This is a genomic window from Pseudomonas sp. NEEL19, from assembly GCF_028751975.1.
GTDB lineage: Bacteria > Pseudomonadota > Gammaproteobacteria > Pseudomonadales > Pseudomonadaceae > Aquipseudomonas > Aquipseudomonas juntendi.
The window spans coordinates 3,961,981-3,977,299 of the sequence record NZ_CP081491.1; the positions used below are offsets into that span (position 1 = coordinate 3,961,981).

Annotated in this window: 8 protein-coding genes, 2 tRNA genes and 3 rRNA genes; all 13 read right to left on the minus strand. The window is 58.3% G+C overall.

All coding sequences use genetic code 11. The features are described from left to right. Positions 1–20 precede the first annotated feature (20 nt). Entirely contained in the window at positions 21–917 is an 897-nt protein-coding gene (locus K4A76_RS17605; RefSeq protein ID WP_054913711.1) for a LysR family transcriptional regulator, read from the minus strand. An 83-nt stretch (positions 918–1,000) separates the two neighbouring features. Beyond that, on the minus strand, positions 1,001–3,037 hold the full coding sequence (locus tag K4A76_RS17610; protein ID WP_274410808.1) for a pyridoxamine 5'-phosphate oxidase family protein: 2,037 nt from the start codon (positions 3,035–3,037) through the stop codon (positions 1,001–1,003). A 21-nt stretch (positions 3,038–3,058) separates the two neighbouring features. Next, complete coding sequence (locus K4A76_RS17615) at positions 3,059–3,688, minus strand: glutathione S-transferase family protein (protein ID WP_029885569.1); 630 nt, start codon at positions 3,686–3,688, stop codon at positions 3,059–3,061. Positions 3,689–3,903: 215 nt separating this feature from the next. Continuing rightward, positions 3,904–4,455: a UPF0149 family protein gene (locus K4A76_RS17620; protein ID WP_274410809.1), complete on the minus strand. Its 552-nt coding sequence runs from the start codon at positions 4,453–4,455 to the stop codon at positions 3,904–3,906. Between the two features lie 92 nt (positions 4,456–4,547). After that, positions 4,548–5,537, minus strand: a complete 990-nt coding sequence (locus K4A76_RS17625; protein WP_274410810.1) for an asparaginase — start codon at positions 5,535–5,537, stop codon at positions 4,548–4,550. After that, positions 5,534–6,688, minus strand: coding sequence for a hypothetical protein (locus K4A76_RS17630; protein WP_274410811.1), 1,155 nt, complete (start codon positions 6,686–6,688; stop codon positions 5,534–5,536). Before K4A76_RS17630 ends, K4A76_RS17625 begins: the two co-directional genes overlap by 4 nt. Positions 6,689–6,698: 10 nt before the next feature. Next, positions 6,699–7,595 carry a nitrilase family protein gene (locus K4A76_RS17635; RefSeq protein ID WP_274410812.1) on the minus strand — a complete coding sequence of 299 codons (897 nt, stop codon included), beginning with the start codon at positions 7,593–7,595 and terminating at the stop codon, positions 6,699–6,701. 223 nt (positions 7,596–7,818) lie between these two features. Then, positions 7,819–9,462: an acetolactate synthase large subunit gene (locus K4A76_RS17640; protein ID WP_274410813.1), complete on the minus strand. Its 1,644-nt coding sequence runs from the start codon at positions 9,460–9,462 to the stop codon at positions 7,819–7,821. Between the two features lie 229 nt (positions 9,463–9,691). Beyond that, positions 9,692–9,807, minus strand: a 5S ribosomal RNA gene (gene rrf / locus K4A76_RS17645). Positions 9,808–9,941: 134 nt separating this feature from the next. Next, a 23S ribosomal RNA gene (locus tag K4A76_RS17650) occupies positions 9,942–12,834 on the minus strand. Between the two features lie 249 nt (positions 12,835–13,083). Further along, a tRNA-Ala gene (locus tag K4A76_RS17655) sits at positions 13,084–13,159 on the minus strand. A gap of 114 nt (positions 13,160–13,273) precedes the next feature. After that, positions 13,274–13,350 (minus strand) — tRNA-Ile (locus tag K4A76_RS17660). Between the two features lie 86 nt (positions 13,351–13,436). Beyond that, positions 13,437–14,973 (minus strand): 16S ribosomal RNA (locus K4A76_RS17665). Together the 16S, 23S and 5S rRNA genes with 2 tRNA genes alongside form the textbook arrangement of a ribosomal RNA operon. Positions 14,974–15,319: the final 346 nt, after the last annotated feature.

The following is a 15,319-nucleotide window of genomic DNA, read 5'->3' on the forward strand; positions in this document are numbered from 1 at the left end:
GCGTTGTGGGCGCTACATGCTCACTCCAGTTGCTGGTCCCGCAGCGCCTGCGCCAGCATGTCGATGAAGGTTCTGACCTTGGCCGACCCGTACTTGCTCTCGCGGTGCAGTATGTGAATCGGCCAGGGTGCTTCCTCATACTCGGCCAGAATCACCTGCAACTGCCCGCTCGCCAGTTCATCAGCCACCTGGTATGACAATAAACGGGCAATCCCCAGGCCACCGCAGGCCGCAGCGATAGCCCCATCATTGCTGGTCACCGTCAGCCTCGGTTTCATGCGCACCAAAGTCGGCTCATCGGTCACGCCAAAGCGCCAGCCGGCTCGGGGGGACAGGTTGGTGGTACCGATCACCGCATGCCCGGCCAGGTCCGAGGGGTGCCTGGGCACACCGTGGCGCGCCAGGTAACCGGGCGCAGCGCACAACATGCGCCGGACCTGACCGACCCGCAAGGCCTTCAACCCGGAGTCGGGCAACGGGCCGATCCGCACGGCCACATCCATGCCTTCCTCGACCAGGTTCACCACGCGGTCGAGAAAGTAGGCGGCCACGTCGACTTGCGGATACTGCTGCAGGTAGCGAACGATGCTGGGCATGACGAACTTCTTGCCGAACAGGATCGGTGCAGTCACCGCCAGGTCGCCCTTGGGGGTGGCATTGATGCCGGCCGCCGCTTCGTTGGCCTCGTGAATGCTGGCCAGGATATGCCGGGTGTCCTCCAGGTAGCGGCCGCCTGCCTCGGTCAGGCGCACGCTGCGGGTGGTGCGCAGTAGCAGCTTGACCCCCAGCTGCTCCTCCAGGGCGCTGACGGCACGGGTGACGGCGGCCGGGGAGATGGCCAGGCGGCGGGCAGCAGCGGCGAAGCTTTCCAGCTCACCTACGGCGACGAATACCTTCATCAGGTGGATCTGGTCCATGCGAGCTCCTGGGGACATGAGGTGCCGGGATTATTGTTCATCTGGGTATTTTCTGCTGCCCGCGAAGAGGCGGGGCTGGTGTATCAGATGTCCAGCACCAGGGCCTGTACCCCCTCCTGCACCTGCGCCGGCACGGCACAACAGATCAACACCGACCCCGCCTCCGGTAGCTCTGCCGGTGGATTCGGGTAATGCACCTGGCCACTCACCAGTCTGGTCTTGCAGGTACCACACGAGCCACCCCGGCAACTGAAGTCCGGCGCCAGCCCGCGCGCCTCGGCCAGCTCCAGCAAGGTACCGCCGCCGGGTGCCCAGCGCGCCTCCTTGGCCGACGCCGCAAAGTACACCGGTACTGGCTCGCTGGCAGCGGGTGGCTGCTGCAAGGCGGGCTGGTCGGCGTGCGTGTGCCGGCGCAACGTCGACGGCCCAAACGCTTCTGCGTGAATCCGCGCATCCGGCACATGCACGCCGCGCAACCCTTCATACAAGTCCTGGGTAAAACTGCCCGGTCCGCACAGGTAGAACTCGTAGTCGTCCAGTGCCAGCGTCGCCTTGACCTGCCCGATGCCCAAGCGCCCGGCAAACTCGTAATCCCGCCCAAGCAGCGCATGGCTTTCCGGCTGGCTCAGGGCGCGATGAATGTGCAGCAAGCCCTCGGCCCGTTGCTGCAAACTCGCCAGCTCCTGCCTGAACGGCAGGTCGGCCAGGCTACGCGCCCCCTGGAACACGTGGATAGCCCGGGCCTGCCCATGGCTCAATTGCTCACGCAGCATGGCCAGCAACGGCGTAATGCCTACGCCGGCGCCAATCAGCACCAACGGCCGCGTGCTCTGTATGTCGAGCGTGAAACTGCCCATGGGTGGGCGAACATCAAGCACATCGCCTGGCGCGATACGCGCATGCAAGTGGCGGGAAACCGGGCCCTGGTCTTTGACGCTGATGCGCCAATAGCCGTCGGAAGGTGCGCTGGACAAGCTGTAGGTGCGGATAAGCGGCGCCTCACCGTCGCGCTTGACCTGCACCGGAACATGTTGCCCGGGTGCAAACACCACAGCACTATCGCTGGGCGGCTGGAGGTAGAACGAACGGATATCGCGGCTCTCCTGCTCTACCCGCAGCACCCGCCAGGCTTGCCATTGGCGCTGCTGCTGACGTTGCTGCAAACGCGCATCGGCCTCGGGCCAGGTGCCGGTCATCAGGCTGGTGGGGGCGTACTCCTTGAAGGCCCAGCGCAGGGAAACCGCAGCCGGCCGCCACACCACCTGGTCGACCTCCAGCGTCCACAGCCGCTCTGCACCTTCGAACGCCTGGATGGCCGGGCTTTCCAGCAGCACCTCGGCACGCCCGCACACCTGCAGCACGTTGCCGTTGCTGAAGTCGATGAACAACAAACCTGCCCTCGGGTTGACCAACAAGTTGCCCAAGGTGTTGAAGTGCAGGTTACCGGCGTAGTCGGGAATGGTCAGTGTATTGCCTTGGACCCTGACGAATCCTGGCCGACCGCCACGGTGGGACACATCCACCGAACGCTGGCCGTTGTCATGCTCGACATAGCTGGCGACGAAGAAGGTGTCGGCAGACTGGATCATACTGACGGTCGTGGCATCCAGGGCCGTCGCATCGATGCGCCCCTGGGCCGGTTCGGCGACGCGCGCGTAATCGCGCAACTGGATGTATTGCGGGCAGTTGCCGAACGACTGCTCTACCGTCACCTGCAATTGCCCTGCAACCGCCTTGCGAATCTGCCCGTTGAGGCGGTTGCGCCGGCGGGTGTGCAGTTCGATGCCCAGCAGGCCGATTGCCTGCCCGGCGACCAACCCAGGGGTCGCCGGGTCATCGGCCGCTAGCCTGGTGTCAATCGTCAACTGGCGTGGGTCGGGCGAACTGACGAAACCTTCCGGCCCTTCCAGCAGCGTCGCCCAGGGCCGCCCCTGAGCGTCTACGCTGGCCGCCACCATGAACGGCAACTGGTGGTAGAACGTGCGGTGCTGGTCGGGCATGTAGTCACGAATGACCTTTTGCCCGAACGCCTCCATGCGCTCTGCTACTCCGACCTTTTCCTGCAGGGTTTTCTCGCCCGCATGCCAAGGCGAGGGGCGGTGATCGGGGGACTGTTGCATGGTGGCGTTCCTCGCAGGGGATCAGACGCTGGTCTGCAGCCCGATGACAGTGCGGGGCATCGGTACGAAGCCCGGCAATGCCTCGATCCGCGCCAGCCAGCTACGTACGTTGGCATACGGCTCCAGCGACACGTTGCCCTCCGGTGCGTGGGCGATGTAGGAGTAGTTGGCGACGTCGGCGATGGTCGGCGTGTCGCCTGCCAGGAACGGCGACTTGGCCAGTTCGGCATCAATCACCTTGAGCAGGGTGTGCGCCCGGGTAATCACTTCGTCAGTGTTGAACGAAGCGCCGAACACGGTCACCAGGCGTGCAGCGGCCGGGCCAAAGGCCAGCGGGCCTGCAGCGACCGACAGCCAGCGTTGTACACGGGCGGCAGCGGCTGGCGCCTCGGGCAGCCAGGTGCCGTTGTCATATTTTTTGGCGAGGTAAACGAGGATTGCGTTGGAGTCTGCGATCACCGTGCCGTTGTCATCGATGACCGGTACCTGGCCGAACGGGTTGAGGGCCAGGAAGTCCGGCTGCTTGTGCGCACCTTTGGCCAGGTCCACGAACACCAGCTCGGTAGGCAGGTTGAGCAGCGAAAGCATCAGCTCGATGCGGTGGGCGTGGCCGGACTTGGGGAAGTTGTAGAGCTTGATCGGGTTCGACATGGGCTTGGCTCCTGGTCAGCACCGGATTGGGCTGATGGAGCACATGCTGCACTGATTCGGCTGGCAGCAGAATCAGTGCGCGGGGGAAACCATAATTTCGCCAGATGGAATAATTAACCGCCCCATGACAAAAAACAGTCTGCGTTTTTCGGGTACTTGCCGACGGATCCGCAGTGCGGCCCCGGCAAGTACCGCAGCAACCGAGCCCGTGTGCCTCAGTGCGGCTTGTTGAAGTAGCGGTACAAACCACGCGCAGCTTCGATCACCTTGGGCACACAAGCCTGGATATCCGCTTCGCTCATCTGGTCCAGCAGCTCGAAGTTATCCTCCAGCCCGTGCAAAGAGATGGCTTTGAGCAACTGGTCCTGCTCCGGCGGCAAAGCTTTCCAGTCGGCAATTTGGGTGGCGCGCATGTAGCCGAAGCACCATTCTTCCATCACGACCACGGTGCCCTGCTCGTCTTCTGTCTCCTCGAACAGCGGCTCGAACTGATCGATGTGTTCGCCCAACTGTTCAGCTACCTGGTCGGCATACCGCAACATCAATGCCACGTAGGCTTCTTCATGGGCCGGCTTCTTGAACTTGGGCACCTTGCCACCTGCCACTGCCGGCAGCCAGTGCTCAGGGGTGACCGTGGACGGCGAGCTAGCCAGCGCAGTGAAAAAGCCATTGAGCTCGGCCAGGTTGAGTACCGAGTAGTCGTTGCCGTAAGTGATCAGCAGGTCTTCGAGGCGGTGCAGTTCTTTTTCGCTGAGTGGCGGGAGCATCGGGCAGGGAATCCTTGCTAGCAAAAGTGTGTGCACCCTAGCACAGCAATGCTTGGAGGGTTGCCCGTGCAAGGCACAGCACGGGCAAATTTTCAGGTGGGCAGCCAACCCGGTAACTCATGCTGCCGGTCGGCGCCAATCAGCAGCCACAGCAAGATGCGGCACTTGCGCGGGCAGAGGTGCCCGGCCATGTGCACACCTTTTTTCTGCAAGTCGATCTCGGAGCCGGAAAAACCGTATGTTGCGCGGGCTGTAGCCCCCTCACCTGTACGAGTGGCGACAATGACTGGCAGGGTTGGCGTCATGTGCTCCAGAACATCAGACCAATTGCCGGAAACATGGCCGGCGCCGAACCCGGCGATGACCAGCCCGTCGTAGCGCAATGCGGGCAGAGCCTGCAGCAATACAGTGTCGGCGTCCAGGCACGCTTCCAGCAGGATGACGCGCTGGTCGGTACGCCCCGGCAGCGGGAGTACCTCCCGCCTGTCTGGGGGATGGCGGTACGTTGCAACACCTTCTACAACTTCCCCCACAGGACCGAAACCAGGCGAGTCGAATGCCGCTATCGCCAGGCTGGCTGTTTTGCGAACCTTTGTCGCACGATGGATCTGATCATTCATCACCACCAGCACACCACGCCCACCGCTGCCTCGTGCCAATGCAACCTGGGCCGCAGCCAGAAGGTTGGCCGGGCCATCGTTGCCCGGCTGGCTGGGCGAGCGCATTGCACCGGTCATCACCAAAGGCGCATCGAATGGCCAAAGCAGGTCAAGGAAATAGGCCGTTTCCTCAAGGCTGTCGGTGCCTTGGGTCAGTACCACGGCCCGGGCACCGCCCTCGACTTCGCAGCGAGCCCAGGCCAGCACTTCCAGCAACGCGTTGAAGCTGAGCGATGCACTGGGGACCAGGCTCAATGACGTTACAGTCAACTGCGCCATTTCGCGCAACTGCGGTACCTGAAGCAGTTGCTGCTCACAGTCCAGGGTGGGCGTTACGCCACACCCACCCGCTGTAGCCTGCATGCTGACCGTCCCGCCCAAACTGGCGATCGACAGCTTGGGCAGGTCCGAATGCTCAATCATCCTTCTCCCCCCACCAGTAACCCGATCAGCGGTACGATTCCCAACGTGCTGATCGCCATCGACACCACGTTGCCGATGTAGCCATGCACATAACCCGGCAACCGCTGCGTGATCGCCACTGCCAGCGGCGGAGCCACCAGGGCCCCCAGCACTGCACTGGCCACAATGACTTGCCAACTACCGCCATGCGTCAGCACGGCGGCCGGCACGATCGAGACAATCGGAATATAAGTCGGATACCACCCCCGGGCTTGCCACTGGCCGCGCCAGAATACGACCCCGACCAAGGATGCCAAGACCTGTCCGGCCAGTATGTGCAACGCCAACATTGAACCGTATGCAGGTGCTGCCGGGGCCAACAGGTAAGCCAGTAACAAACCCAGTAGGAGACCCAGACTGGCCAGCTCATTGCCAAAGAAGGGGGCTTCACTGAAATCGGCCAGTACACGCCGCAAAGTCCAGATCACACCGTAGGATGGCTGGCTGGCCACAGGCTTCACAACGTCGGGTTCGTGGCTCTGACGGACCCATGACGGGTAGCGCTTGCACAGCAGGAAAGCGGCGGCACTTGCCACGGCCATACCACCCACGTTGCCGATAACCACAGGCAACTGCAGGGGGTAGCACAGGTAGTTGACCAGCAGCAGACTCGCCGGGGTTACCAGTAATGCCCCCAGCAATGCGCCTGCTATCGCCACCCGCCAGCCCGCCCCATACAACAGCACCATGGCTGCCGGCAACGACACGAAGGCCACGAACGTTGGTTGCCAGCTACCACTGGCCAAGGTCCATCCCCACAAGGCATGGCTAAGTAAAAGGCCCATCAGCGAGCTGGTGAACACCCATGGCCACCGTCCGCTTCCATAGCAGATGGCAAAACCCTGCCAGCGGTACCCCCGAAGATGGGCCCAATGTGCCAGGCTGGCGCCTAGCAGCAAGCCCAGCGCAGGCAGCTCATGCTTGTAGAATGCGACCTCGCTGATATCGCCCACTATCCAGCGCAAACGACTCAGCGGTTGGTCCAGTGTCGCCGCCAGTTGCCCGTAGTCTGGCCACGGGCCTAACGCAAGACTGGCTGCCAGCAGCATTGCCAGGCAGGTGAAGATCAGCACGGGGGCGTGCTGCCGATTGGGCAGCAGTAATGGCTTCATGTGCGGATCCTCAGCGTGGCATAGGCGCATGCAGGCGGTAGCCAAGCGCAGCATCGTAGAGGTCGGTACGGCGATCACGCTGCAGGTCGTTGAGGCTGTTCCAGATCGGCGCTGAACGCGCGCTGCTGAGGTCGACATCGGCGTAGACAATGCTTTCCTCCTCCGCACTGGCCACAGCACCAATGGGCCAACCGTTGGTTCCGGCAATCAACGAACAACCGAGAAAGCGCCCTCCTCGCTCACTGCCGATACGGTTTGCGGCGGCGACGTAGACATTGTTCACATGCGCGGCTGTCATGGTCAGGTAAGACGCCATGCAACGCCCTGTTTCATCAAACAGTGGAGGCGGTGTCCACACCCAATTGTTCAAGCTGCATATGATGTCTGCCCCTTGCGCTGCCATGAGCCGTGGCACTTCAGGGAACCAGATGTCCCAGCAGATCAGCAGGCCGATACGGCCGATTGGCGTCTCGAATACAGGGAAGCCGAGGTCGCCAGGGGTGAACCAGAGTTTTTCCTGGTTCCACAGGTGGGCCTTGCGATAGTGGCCAAGCAGGCCGTCGGGGCCAAACAATACGGCGCTGTCGTAGAGCTTCAGGCCCTCACGCTCGGCGAATCCTGCTGCCAGGTACACCTGATATTCCCTGGCGAAATCAGCCCAGGCTTTCAGGCTGCGGCCCGCCTGCAACGTCTCGGCATGGGCATAGGCCTCGGCACGGGAGTGAAAGGTGTACCCGGTGTTGGCCAGCTCGGGCAGCACGATCAGATTGGCACCTTCACGCACCGCACGCCGGGCCAGTGCCAGGCCTCTGCTCAGGTTGCCATCGCAGTACTCTAGCCCGACTTGTGGGTCGTACTGGATGACAGCGACACGGACAGGGCTGACGGGGGGGCAATGTTCGGACATGGCGACTTCCTTTTTGTGGTTGTTTTGGAAGGTCGCCAGTAGAGCGGGGTTGGGTTTTGGAGGGACAGTCGGGCGATTCTCAAGCAGTTGAAGGATCTTGGAGAGGATTGAGTGGGAAACGCCCTAGGATAAAGAGCGGAAAGGAGTGATTGCCCACAGCCAGCTGACGCAGGAGCATAAGCTCCCAGCGCCTGCTGGCCCTATGAAGGGCTTGTGGATCTGTTTACACCGCCAGCGCGCGCTCACGCAGCTCGCTGTTGAGGATGCGGTCGTTTTCGCTGTAGTCGACCGGGCAGTCGATCACGTGCACGCCTGGGGTCTTGATGCAGTGCTCCAGCAGCGGCAGCAGGCCGTCGGCGCTTTCCACGCGGTGGCCATTGGCGCCGTAGGCTTCGGCATACTTGACGAAGTCCGGGTTGCCGTAGTCCAGGCCGAAATCGGTGAAGCCCATGTTGGCCTGCTTCCAGCGGATCATGCCGTAGCCATCGTCACGCAGGATCACCACGGTGATGTGCATGCCCAGACGCACGGCGGTCTCCAGCTCCTGGCTGTTCATCATGAAGCCGCCGTCACCGCACACCGAAATCACCGGACGATCCGGGTAGACCAGGTGTGCAGCCATGGCCGATGGCAAGCCGGCGCCCATGGTCGCCAGGGCGTTGTCCAGCAGCACGGTGTTCGGCTTGTGCGCCTTGTAGTTACGGGCGAACCAGATCTTGTAGATGCCGTTGTCCAGGGCCACGATGCCTTGGGACGGCAGCACGCGACGAATGTCGGCCACCAGGCGCTGTGGGTAGACCGGGAAGCGGTCGTCGTCGGCACCTTCGGCGATCTGTGCTTCGTTGGCTTCACGAATTGCCATGAGGCGGGTGAAGTCCCAGTGCGAAGTGTCGCCCAGGCCTTCAGCGATCTGCCACACGGCGTTGGCGATGTCACCGATCACTTCAACCTGCGGGAAGTACACGGCATCGACTTCGGCGGAACGGAAGTTGATATGGATGACTTCGGTGCCGCCACGCACCATGAAGAACGGCGGCTTCTCGATCACATCGTGGCCGATGTTGACGATCAGGTCCGCCGCTTCGATCGCACGGTGCACGAAATCGCCGGACGACAGCGCAGCGTTACCCAGGAAGCGTGGGTGGCGCTCATCGACCACACCTTTACCCAGCTGGGTAGTGATGAACGGGATGCCGGTCTTGTCGATCAGTTGCTTGAGGACCTTGGCGGTCATCTTGCGGTTGGCACCGGCGCCGATAACCAAAATCGGACTGCGGGCTTTGTGTAGCTTTTCAATCGCTGCTTCGATGGCCACGTGCTCGGCCAATGGGCGGCGGTGCAGGCTGCCCGGGATCGGCAGCGCGTCGGTCTGCTCGGCGGCGATGTCTTCCGGCAGTTCCAGGTGCACGGCACCCGGCTTTTCTTCTTCAGCCAGGCGGAAGGCTTCACGCATGCGCGAAGGGATGTTGTCGGCCGAAGCGAACTGGTGGGTGTACTTGGTGATGGGGTCCATCATGCCGCACACGTCGATGATCTGGAAGCGGCCCTGCTTGGACTTCTTGATCGGCTTCTGGCCGGTGATCATCATCATCGGCATGCCGCCCAGGTAGGCATAGGCGCTGGCCGTTACCAGGTTGGTGGCACCCGGGCCGAGGGTCGACAGGCTGACGCCGGTCTTGCCGGTCAGGCGGCCGTAGGTAGCCGCCATGAAGCCTGCAGACTGCTCGTGACGGGTCAGTACCAGTTTGATCTTCGACTTGCGCAGGGATTCGAGCAGGTCGAGGTTTTCCTCGCCAGGGATGCCGAATACATACTCGACACCTTCGTTTTCCAGGCATTGCACAACGACATCGGCGGCCTTGGCCATCTTGCTTGCTACCTCAAGTGATGGGACGGTGGAAGTCCAGAAATGCGCAGCACGGTGCGCTGGCATCGCCAGGTTGAGGGGCAGGGATGCCCCGGACCTAAGCCTTGACGAAGGGTAGCCGAGGGAAAGTCACGTTGTGAGGGCGGTAATATTGTCGCAGCCCGGGACAACGGCGTGAGAAAGACAAAACCCCTACCTGCATGTGCAGATAGGGGTTTTGCGAAATGAATCTTGACGATGACCTACTCTCACATGGGGAAACCCCACACTACCATCGGCGATGCATCGTTTCACTACTGAGTTCGGGATGGGATCAGGTGGTTCCAATGCTCTATGGTCGTCAAGAAATTCTGTAGCCAGAATGTCCAGTTGGACAGCCCAGCGAATCCGGATATGTGATGTTTGTGATGCCTTGCGAACTTTCGGTTCATGTCATCTTCACCACCGCAATCTGCGCTAGCAAATTGCTTGGGTGTTATATGGTCAAGCCTCACGGGCAATTAGTATTGGTTAGCTCAACGCCTCACAGCGCTTACACACCCAACCTATCAACGTCGTAGTCTTCGACGGCCCTTTAGGGGATTCAAGATCCCAGTGAGATCTCATCTTGAGGCAAGTTTCCCGCTTAGATGCTTTCAGCGGTTATCTCTTCCGAACATAGCTACCCGGCAATGCCACTGGCGTGACAACCGGAACACCAGAGGTTCGTCCACTCCGGTCCTCTCGTACTAGGAGCAGCCCCTCTCAAATCTCAAACGTCCACGGCAGATAGGGACCGAACTGTCTCACGACGTTCTAAACCCAGCTCGCGTACCACTTTAAATGGCGAACAGCCATACCCTTGGGACCGGCTTCAGCCCCAGGATGTGATGAGCCGACATCGAGGTGCCAAACACCGCCGTCGATATGAACTCTTGGGCGGTATCAGCCTGTTATCCCCGGAGTACCTTTTATCCGTTGAGCGATGGCCCTTCCATACAGAACCACCGGATCACTAAGACCTACTTTCGTACCTGCTCGACGTGTTTGTCTCGCAGTCAAGCGCGCTTTTGCCTTTATACTCTACGACCGATTTCCGACCGGTCTGAGCGCACCTTCGTACTCCTCCGTTACTCTTTGGGAGGAGACCGCCCCAGTCAAACTACCCACCATACACTGTCCTCGATCCGGATAACGGACCTGAGTTAGAACCTCAAAGTTGCCAGGGTGGTATTTCAAGGATGGCTCCATGAGAACTGGCGTCCCCACTTCAAAGCCTCCCACCTATCCTACACAAGCAAATTCAAAGTCCAGTGCAAAGCTATAGTAAAGGTTCACGGGGTCTTTCCGTCTAGCCGCGGATACACTGCATCTTCACAGCGATTTCAATTTCACTGAGTCTCGGGTGGAGACAGCGCCGCCATCGTTACGCCATTCGTGCAGGTCGGAACTTACCCGACAAGGAATTTCGCTACCTTAGGACCGTTATAGTTACGGCCGCCGTTTACCGGGGCTTCGATCAAGAGCTTCGCTTGCGCTAACCCCATCAATTAACCTTCCGGCACCGGGCAGGCGTCACACCCTATACGTCCACTTTCGTGTTTGCAGAGTGCTGTGTTTTTAATAAACAGTCGCAGCGGCCTGGTATCTTCGACCGGCATGAGCTTACGGAGCAAGTCCTTCACCCTCGCCGGCGCACCTTCTCCCGAAGTTACGGTGCCATTTTGCCTAGTTCCTTCACCCGAGTTCTCTCAAGCGCCTTGGTATTCTCTACCTAACCACCTGTGTCGGTTTGGGGTACGGTTCCCAGTTATCTGAAGCTTAGGAGCTTTTCTTGGAAGCATGGTATCAACCACTTCGTCGCCTAAAGGCAACTCGTCATCAGCTCTCGGCCTTGAAATCCCGGATTTGCCTAAGATTTCAGCCTACCACCTTAAACCTGGACAACCAACGCCAGGCTGGCCTAACCTTCTCCGTCCCTCCATCGCAATAACTGGAAGTACAGGAATATTAACCTGTTTTCCATCGACTACGCTTTTCAGCCTCGCCTTAGGGACCGACTAACCCTGCGTCGATTAACGTTGCGCAGGAAACCTTGGTCTTTCGGCGTGCGAGTTTTTCACTCGCATTGTCGTTACTCATGTCAGCATTCGCACTTCTGATACCTCCAGCAAGCTTCTCAACTCACCTTCACAGGCTTACAGAACGCTCCTCTACCGCATCACCAAAAGGTGATACCCGTAGCTTCGGTGCATGGTTTGAGCCCCGTTACATCTTCCGCGCAGGCCGACTCGACTAGTGAGCTATTACGCTTTCTTTAAAGGGTGGCTGCTTCTAAGCCAACCTCCTAGCTGTCTAAGCCTTCCCACATCGTTTCCCACTTAACCATGACTTTGGGACCTTAGCTGACGGTCTGGGTTGTTTCCCTTTTCACGACGGACGTTAGCACCCGCCGTGTGTCTCCCATGCTCGGCACTTGTAGGTATTCGGAGTTTGCATCGGTTTGGTAAGTCGGGATGACCCCCTAGCCGAAACAGTGCTCTACCCCCTACAGTGATACATGAGGCGCTACCTAAATAGCTTTCGAGGAGAACCAGCTATCTCCGAGCTTGATTAGCCTTTCACTCCGATCCACAGGTCATCCGCTAACTTTTCAACGGTAGTCGGTTCGGTCCTCCAGTCAGTGTTACCTAACCTTCAACCTGCCCATGGATAGATCGCCCGGTTTCGGGTCTATACCCAGCGACTAAACGCCCTATTAAGACTCGCTTTCGCTACGCCTCCCCTATTCGGTTAAGCTCGCCACTGAATATAAGTCGCTGACCCATTATACAAAAGGTACGCAGTCACCTAACAAAGTAGGCTCCCACTGCTTGTACGCATACGGTTTCAGGTTCTATTTCACTCCCCTCTCCGGGGTTCTTTTCGCCTTTCCCTCACGGTACTGGTTCACTATCGGTCAGTCAGTAGTATTTAGCCTTGGAGGATGGTCCCCCCATATTCAGACAAAGTTTCTCGTGCTCCGTCCTACTCGATTTCATTGATAAGAGATTTTCGTGTACGGGGCTATCACCCACTATGGCCGCACTTTCCAGAGCGTTCCACTAATCTCAAACCAACTTAAGGGCTGGTCCCCGTTCGCTCGCCACTACTAAGGGAATCTCGGTTGATTTCTTTTCCTCAGGGTACTTAGATGTTTCAGTTCCCCTGGTTCGCCTCTTGCACCTATGTATTCAGTACAAGATACTCAGCTTGTGCTGAGTGGGTTCCCCCATTCAGAGATCTCTGGATCACAGTCTGTTTGCCGACTCCCCAAAGCTTATCGCAGGCTACCACGTCTTTCATCGCCTCTGACTGCCAAGGCATCCACCGTATGCGCTTCTTCACTTGACCATATAACCCCAAGCAATCTGGTTATACTGTGAAGACGACATTCGCCGAAAATTCGCATTTCGCTCAGTTAAGAGCAGAACTCACAAATTTTACCTTAGCCTGATCACACACCAGTGAAAGTGCGTGTCAGTCTATATCTATCACATATCCGAATTTTTAAAGAACGATCTGACAAAAGTCAGAAATCAACATTCATCAACGAATGTTCATTTCTAATTTCTGAGCAGGAGCAACATCTACCGCAGAAAGTGGTGGAGCCAAGCGGGATCGAACCGCTGACCTCCTGCGTGCAAGGCAGGCGCTCTCCCAGCTGAGCTATGGCCCCGTATTCTACGGCTGAACCATGTAATGGTAGGCCTGGGCAGATTTGAACTGCAGAAGAGCCGTCCTCACCACTCTTTATCCAGAGGCATGGGGTGCTCAACATTCCAACCAAAAATGGTAGGTCTGGGCAGATTTGAACTGCCGACCTCACCCTTATCAGGGGTGCGCTCTAACCAACTGAGCTACAGACCTAATGGTATAACTTTGGGTCTTGATCGTCTTTTACAATGAATCAAGCAATTCGTGTGGGAGCTCATCAGTAGGCTGATGTCGTCGATTAAGGAGGTGATCCAGCCGCAGGTTCCCCTACGGCTACCTTGTTACGACTTCACCCCAGTCATGAATCACACCGTGGTAACCGTCCTCCCGAAGGTTAGACTAGCTACTTCTGGTGCAACCCACTCCCATGGTGTGACGGGCGGTGTGTACAAGGCCCGGGAACGTATTCACCGCGACATTCTGATTCGCGATTACTAGCGATTCCGACTTCACGCAGTCGAGTTGCAGACTGCGATCCGGACTACGATCGGTTTTGTGAGATTAGCTCCACCTCGCGGCTTGGCAACCCTCTGTACCGACCATTGTAGCACGTGTGTAGCCCAGGCCGTAAGGGCCATGATGACTTGACGTCATCCCCACCTTCCTCCGGTTTGTCACCGGCAGTCTCCTTAGAGTGCCCACCATAACGTGCTGGTAACTAAGGACAAGGGTTGCGCTCGTTACGGGACTTAACCCAACATCTCACGACACGAGCTGACGACAGCCATGCAGCACCTGTGTCAGAGTTCCCGAAGGCACCAATCCATCTCTGGAAAGTTCTCTGCATGTCAAGGCCTGGTAAGGTTCTTCGCGTTGCTTCGAATTAAACCACATGCTCCACCGCTTGTGCGGGCCCCCGTCAATTCATTTGAGTTTTAACCTTGCGGCCGTACTCCCCAGGCGGTCAACTTAATGCGTTAGCTGCGCCACTAAAATCTCAAGGATTCCAACGGCTAGTTGACATCGTTTACGGCGTGGACTACCAGGGTATCTAATCCTGTTTGCTCCCCACGCTTTCGCACCTCAGTGTCAGTATCAGTCCAGGTGGTCGCCTTCGCCACTGGTGTTCCTTCCTATATCTACGCATTTCACCGCTACACAGGAAATTCCACCACCCTCTACCGTACTCTAGCTTGCCAGTTTTGGATGCAGTTCCCAGGTTGAGCCCGGGGCTTTCACATCCAACTTAACAAACCACCTACGCGCGCTTTACGCCCAGTAATTCCGATTAACGCTTGCACCCTCTGTATTACCGCGGCTGCTGGCACAGAGTTAGCCGGTGCTTATTCTGTCGGTAACGTCAAAACAGCAAGGTATTAGCTTACTGCCCTTCCTCCCAACTTAAAGTGCTTTACAATCCGAAGACCTTCTTCACACACGCGGCATGGCTGGATCAGGCTTTCGCCCATTGTCCAATATTCCCCACTGCTGCCTCCCGTAGGAGTCTGGACCGTGTCTCAGTTCCAGTGTGACTGATCATCCTCTCAGACCAGTTACGGATCGTCGCCTTGGTGAGCCATTACCTCACCAACAAGCTAATCCGACCTAGGCTCATCTGATAGCGCAAGGCCCGAAGGTCCCCTGCTTTCTCCCGTAGGACGTATGCGGTATTAGCGTTCCTTTCGAAACGTTATCCCCCACTACCAGGCAGATTCCTAGGCATTACTCACCCGTCCGCCGCTGAATCAAGGAGCAAGCTCCCGTCATCCGCTCGACTTGCATGTGTTAGGCCTGCCGCCAGCGTTCAATCTGAGCCATGATCAAACTCTTCAGTTCAATACTGCTTGGGTTTTTAAGAAACCCTAAACTTGGCTCAGCAACCTCAAATGACTATGTGATTTCTCGCATGGTCACTTGTGATGCTGATAATCTTTTTGACTATCAGTCCGTACTCACAAGCACCCACACGAATTGCTTGATTCGATTTGTTAAAGAGCGGTTGGCTAAGAGTGTTTCGTCTCAACCGAGGCGCGCATTATACGCTTTCCTCATTTGCTGTCAAGCGTTTATTTTGAAGTTTTTTACCGCTGCTTTCTTTCGAAAGCCAACAACTTCAACAACTTACCGCTTGCCTCGAAGCGTTGATCGCTGCGAGGAGGCGAATAATACGCGCTTTGAATTC

Bases quoted from the DNA above. Each gene is read 5' to 3' on its own strand.
- K4A76_RS17605 (WP_054913711.1), bottom strand. From the start codon at position 917: ATGGACCAGATCCACCTGATGAAGGTATTCGTCGCCGTAGGTGAGCTG.
- K4A76_RS17625 (WP_274410810.1), bottom strand. From the start codon at position 5,537: ATGATTGAGCATTCGGACCTGCCCAAGCTGTCGATCGCCAGTTTGGGC.
- K4A76_RS17620 (WP_274410809.1), bottom strand. From the start codon at position 4,455: ATGCTCCCGCCACTCAGCGAAAAAGAACTGCACCGCCTCGAAGACCTG.
- K4A76_RS17610 (WP_274410808.1), bottom strand. From the start codon at position 3,037: ATGCAACAGTCCCCCGATCACCGCCCCTCGCCTTGGCATGCGGGCGAG.
- K4A76_RS17615 (WP_029885569.1), bottom strand. From the start codon at position 3,688: ATGTCGAACCCGATCAAGCTCTACAACTTCCCCAAGTCCGGCCACGCC.
- K4A76_RS17635 (WP_274410812.1), bottom strand. From the start codon at position 7,595: ATGTCCGAACATTGCCCCCCCGTCAGCCCTGTCCGTGTCGCTGTCATC.
- K4A76_RS17630 (WP_274410811.1), bottom strand. From the start codon at position 6,688: ATGAAGCCATTACTGCTGCCCAATCGGCAGCACGCCCCCGTGCTGATC.
- K4A76_RS17640 (WP_274410813.1), bottom strand. From the start codon at position 9,462: ATGGCCAAGGCCGCCGATGTCGTTGTGCAATGCCTGGAAAACGAAGGT.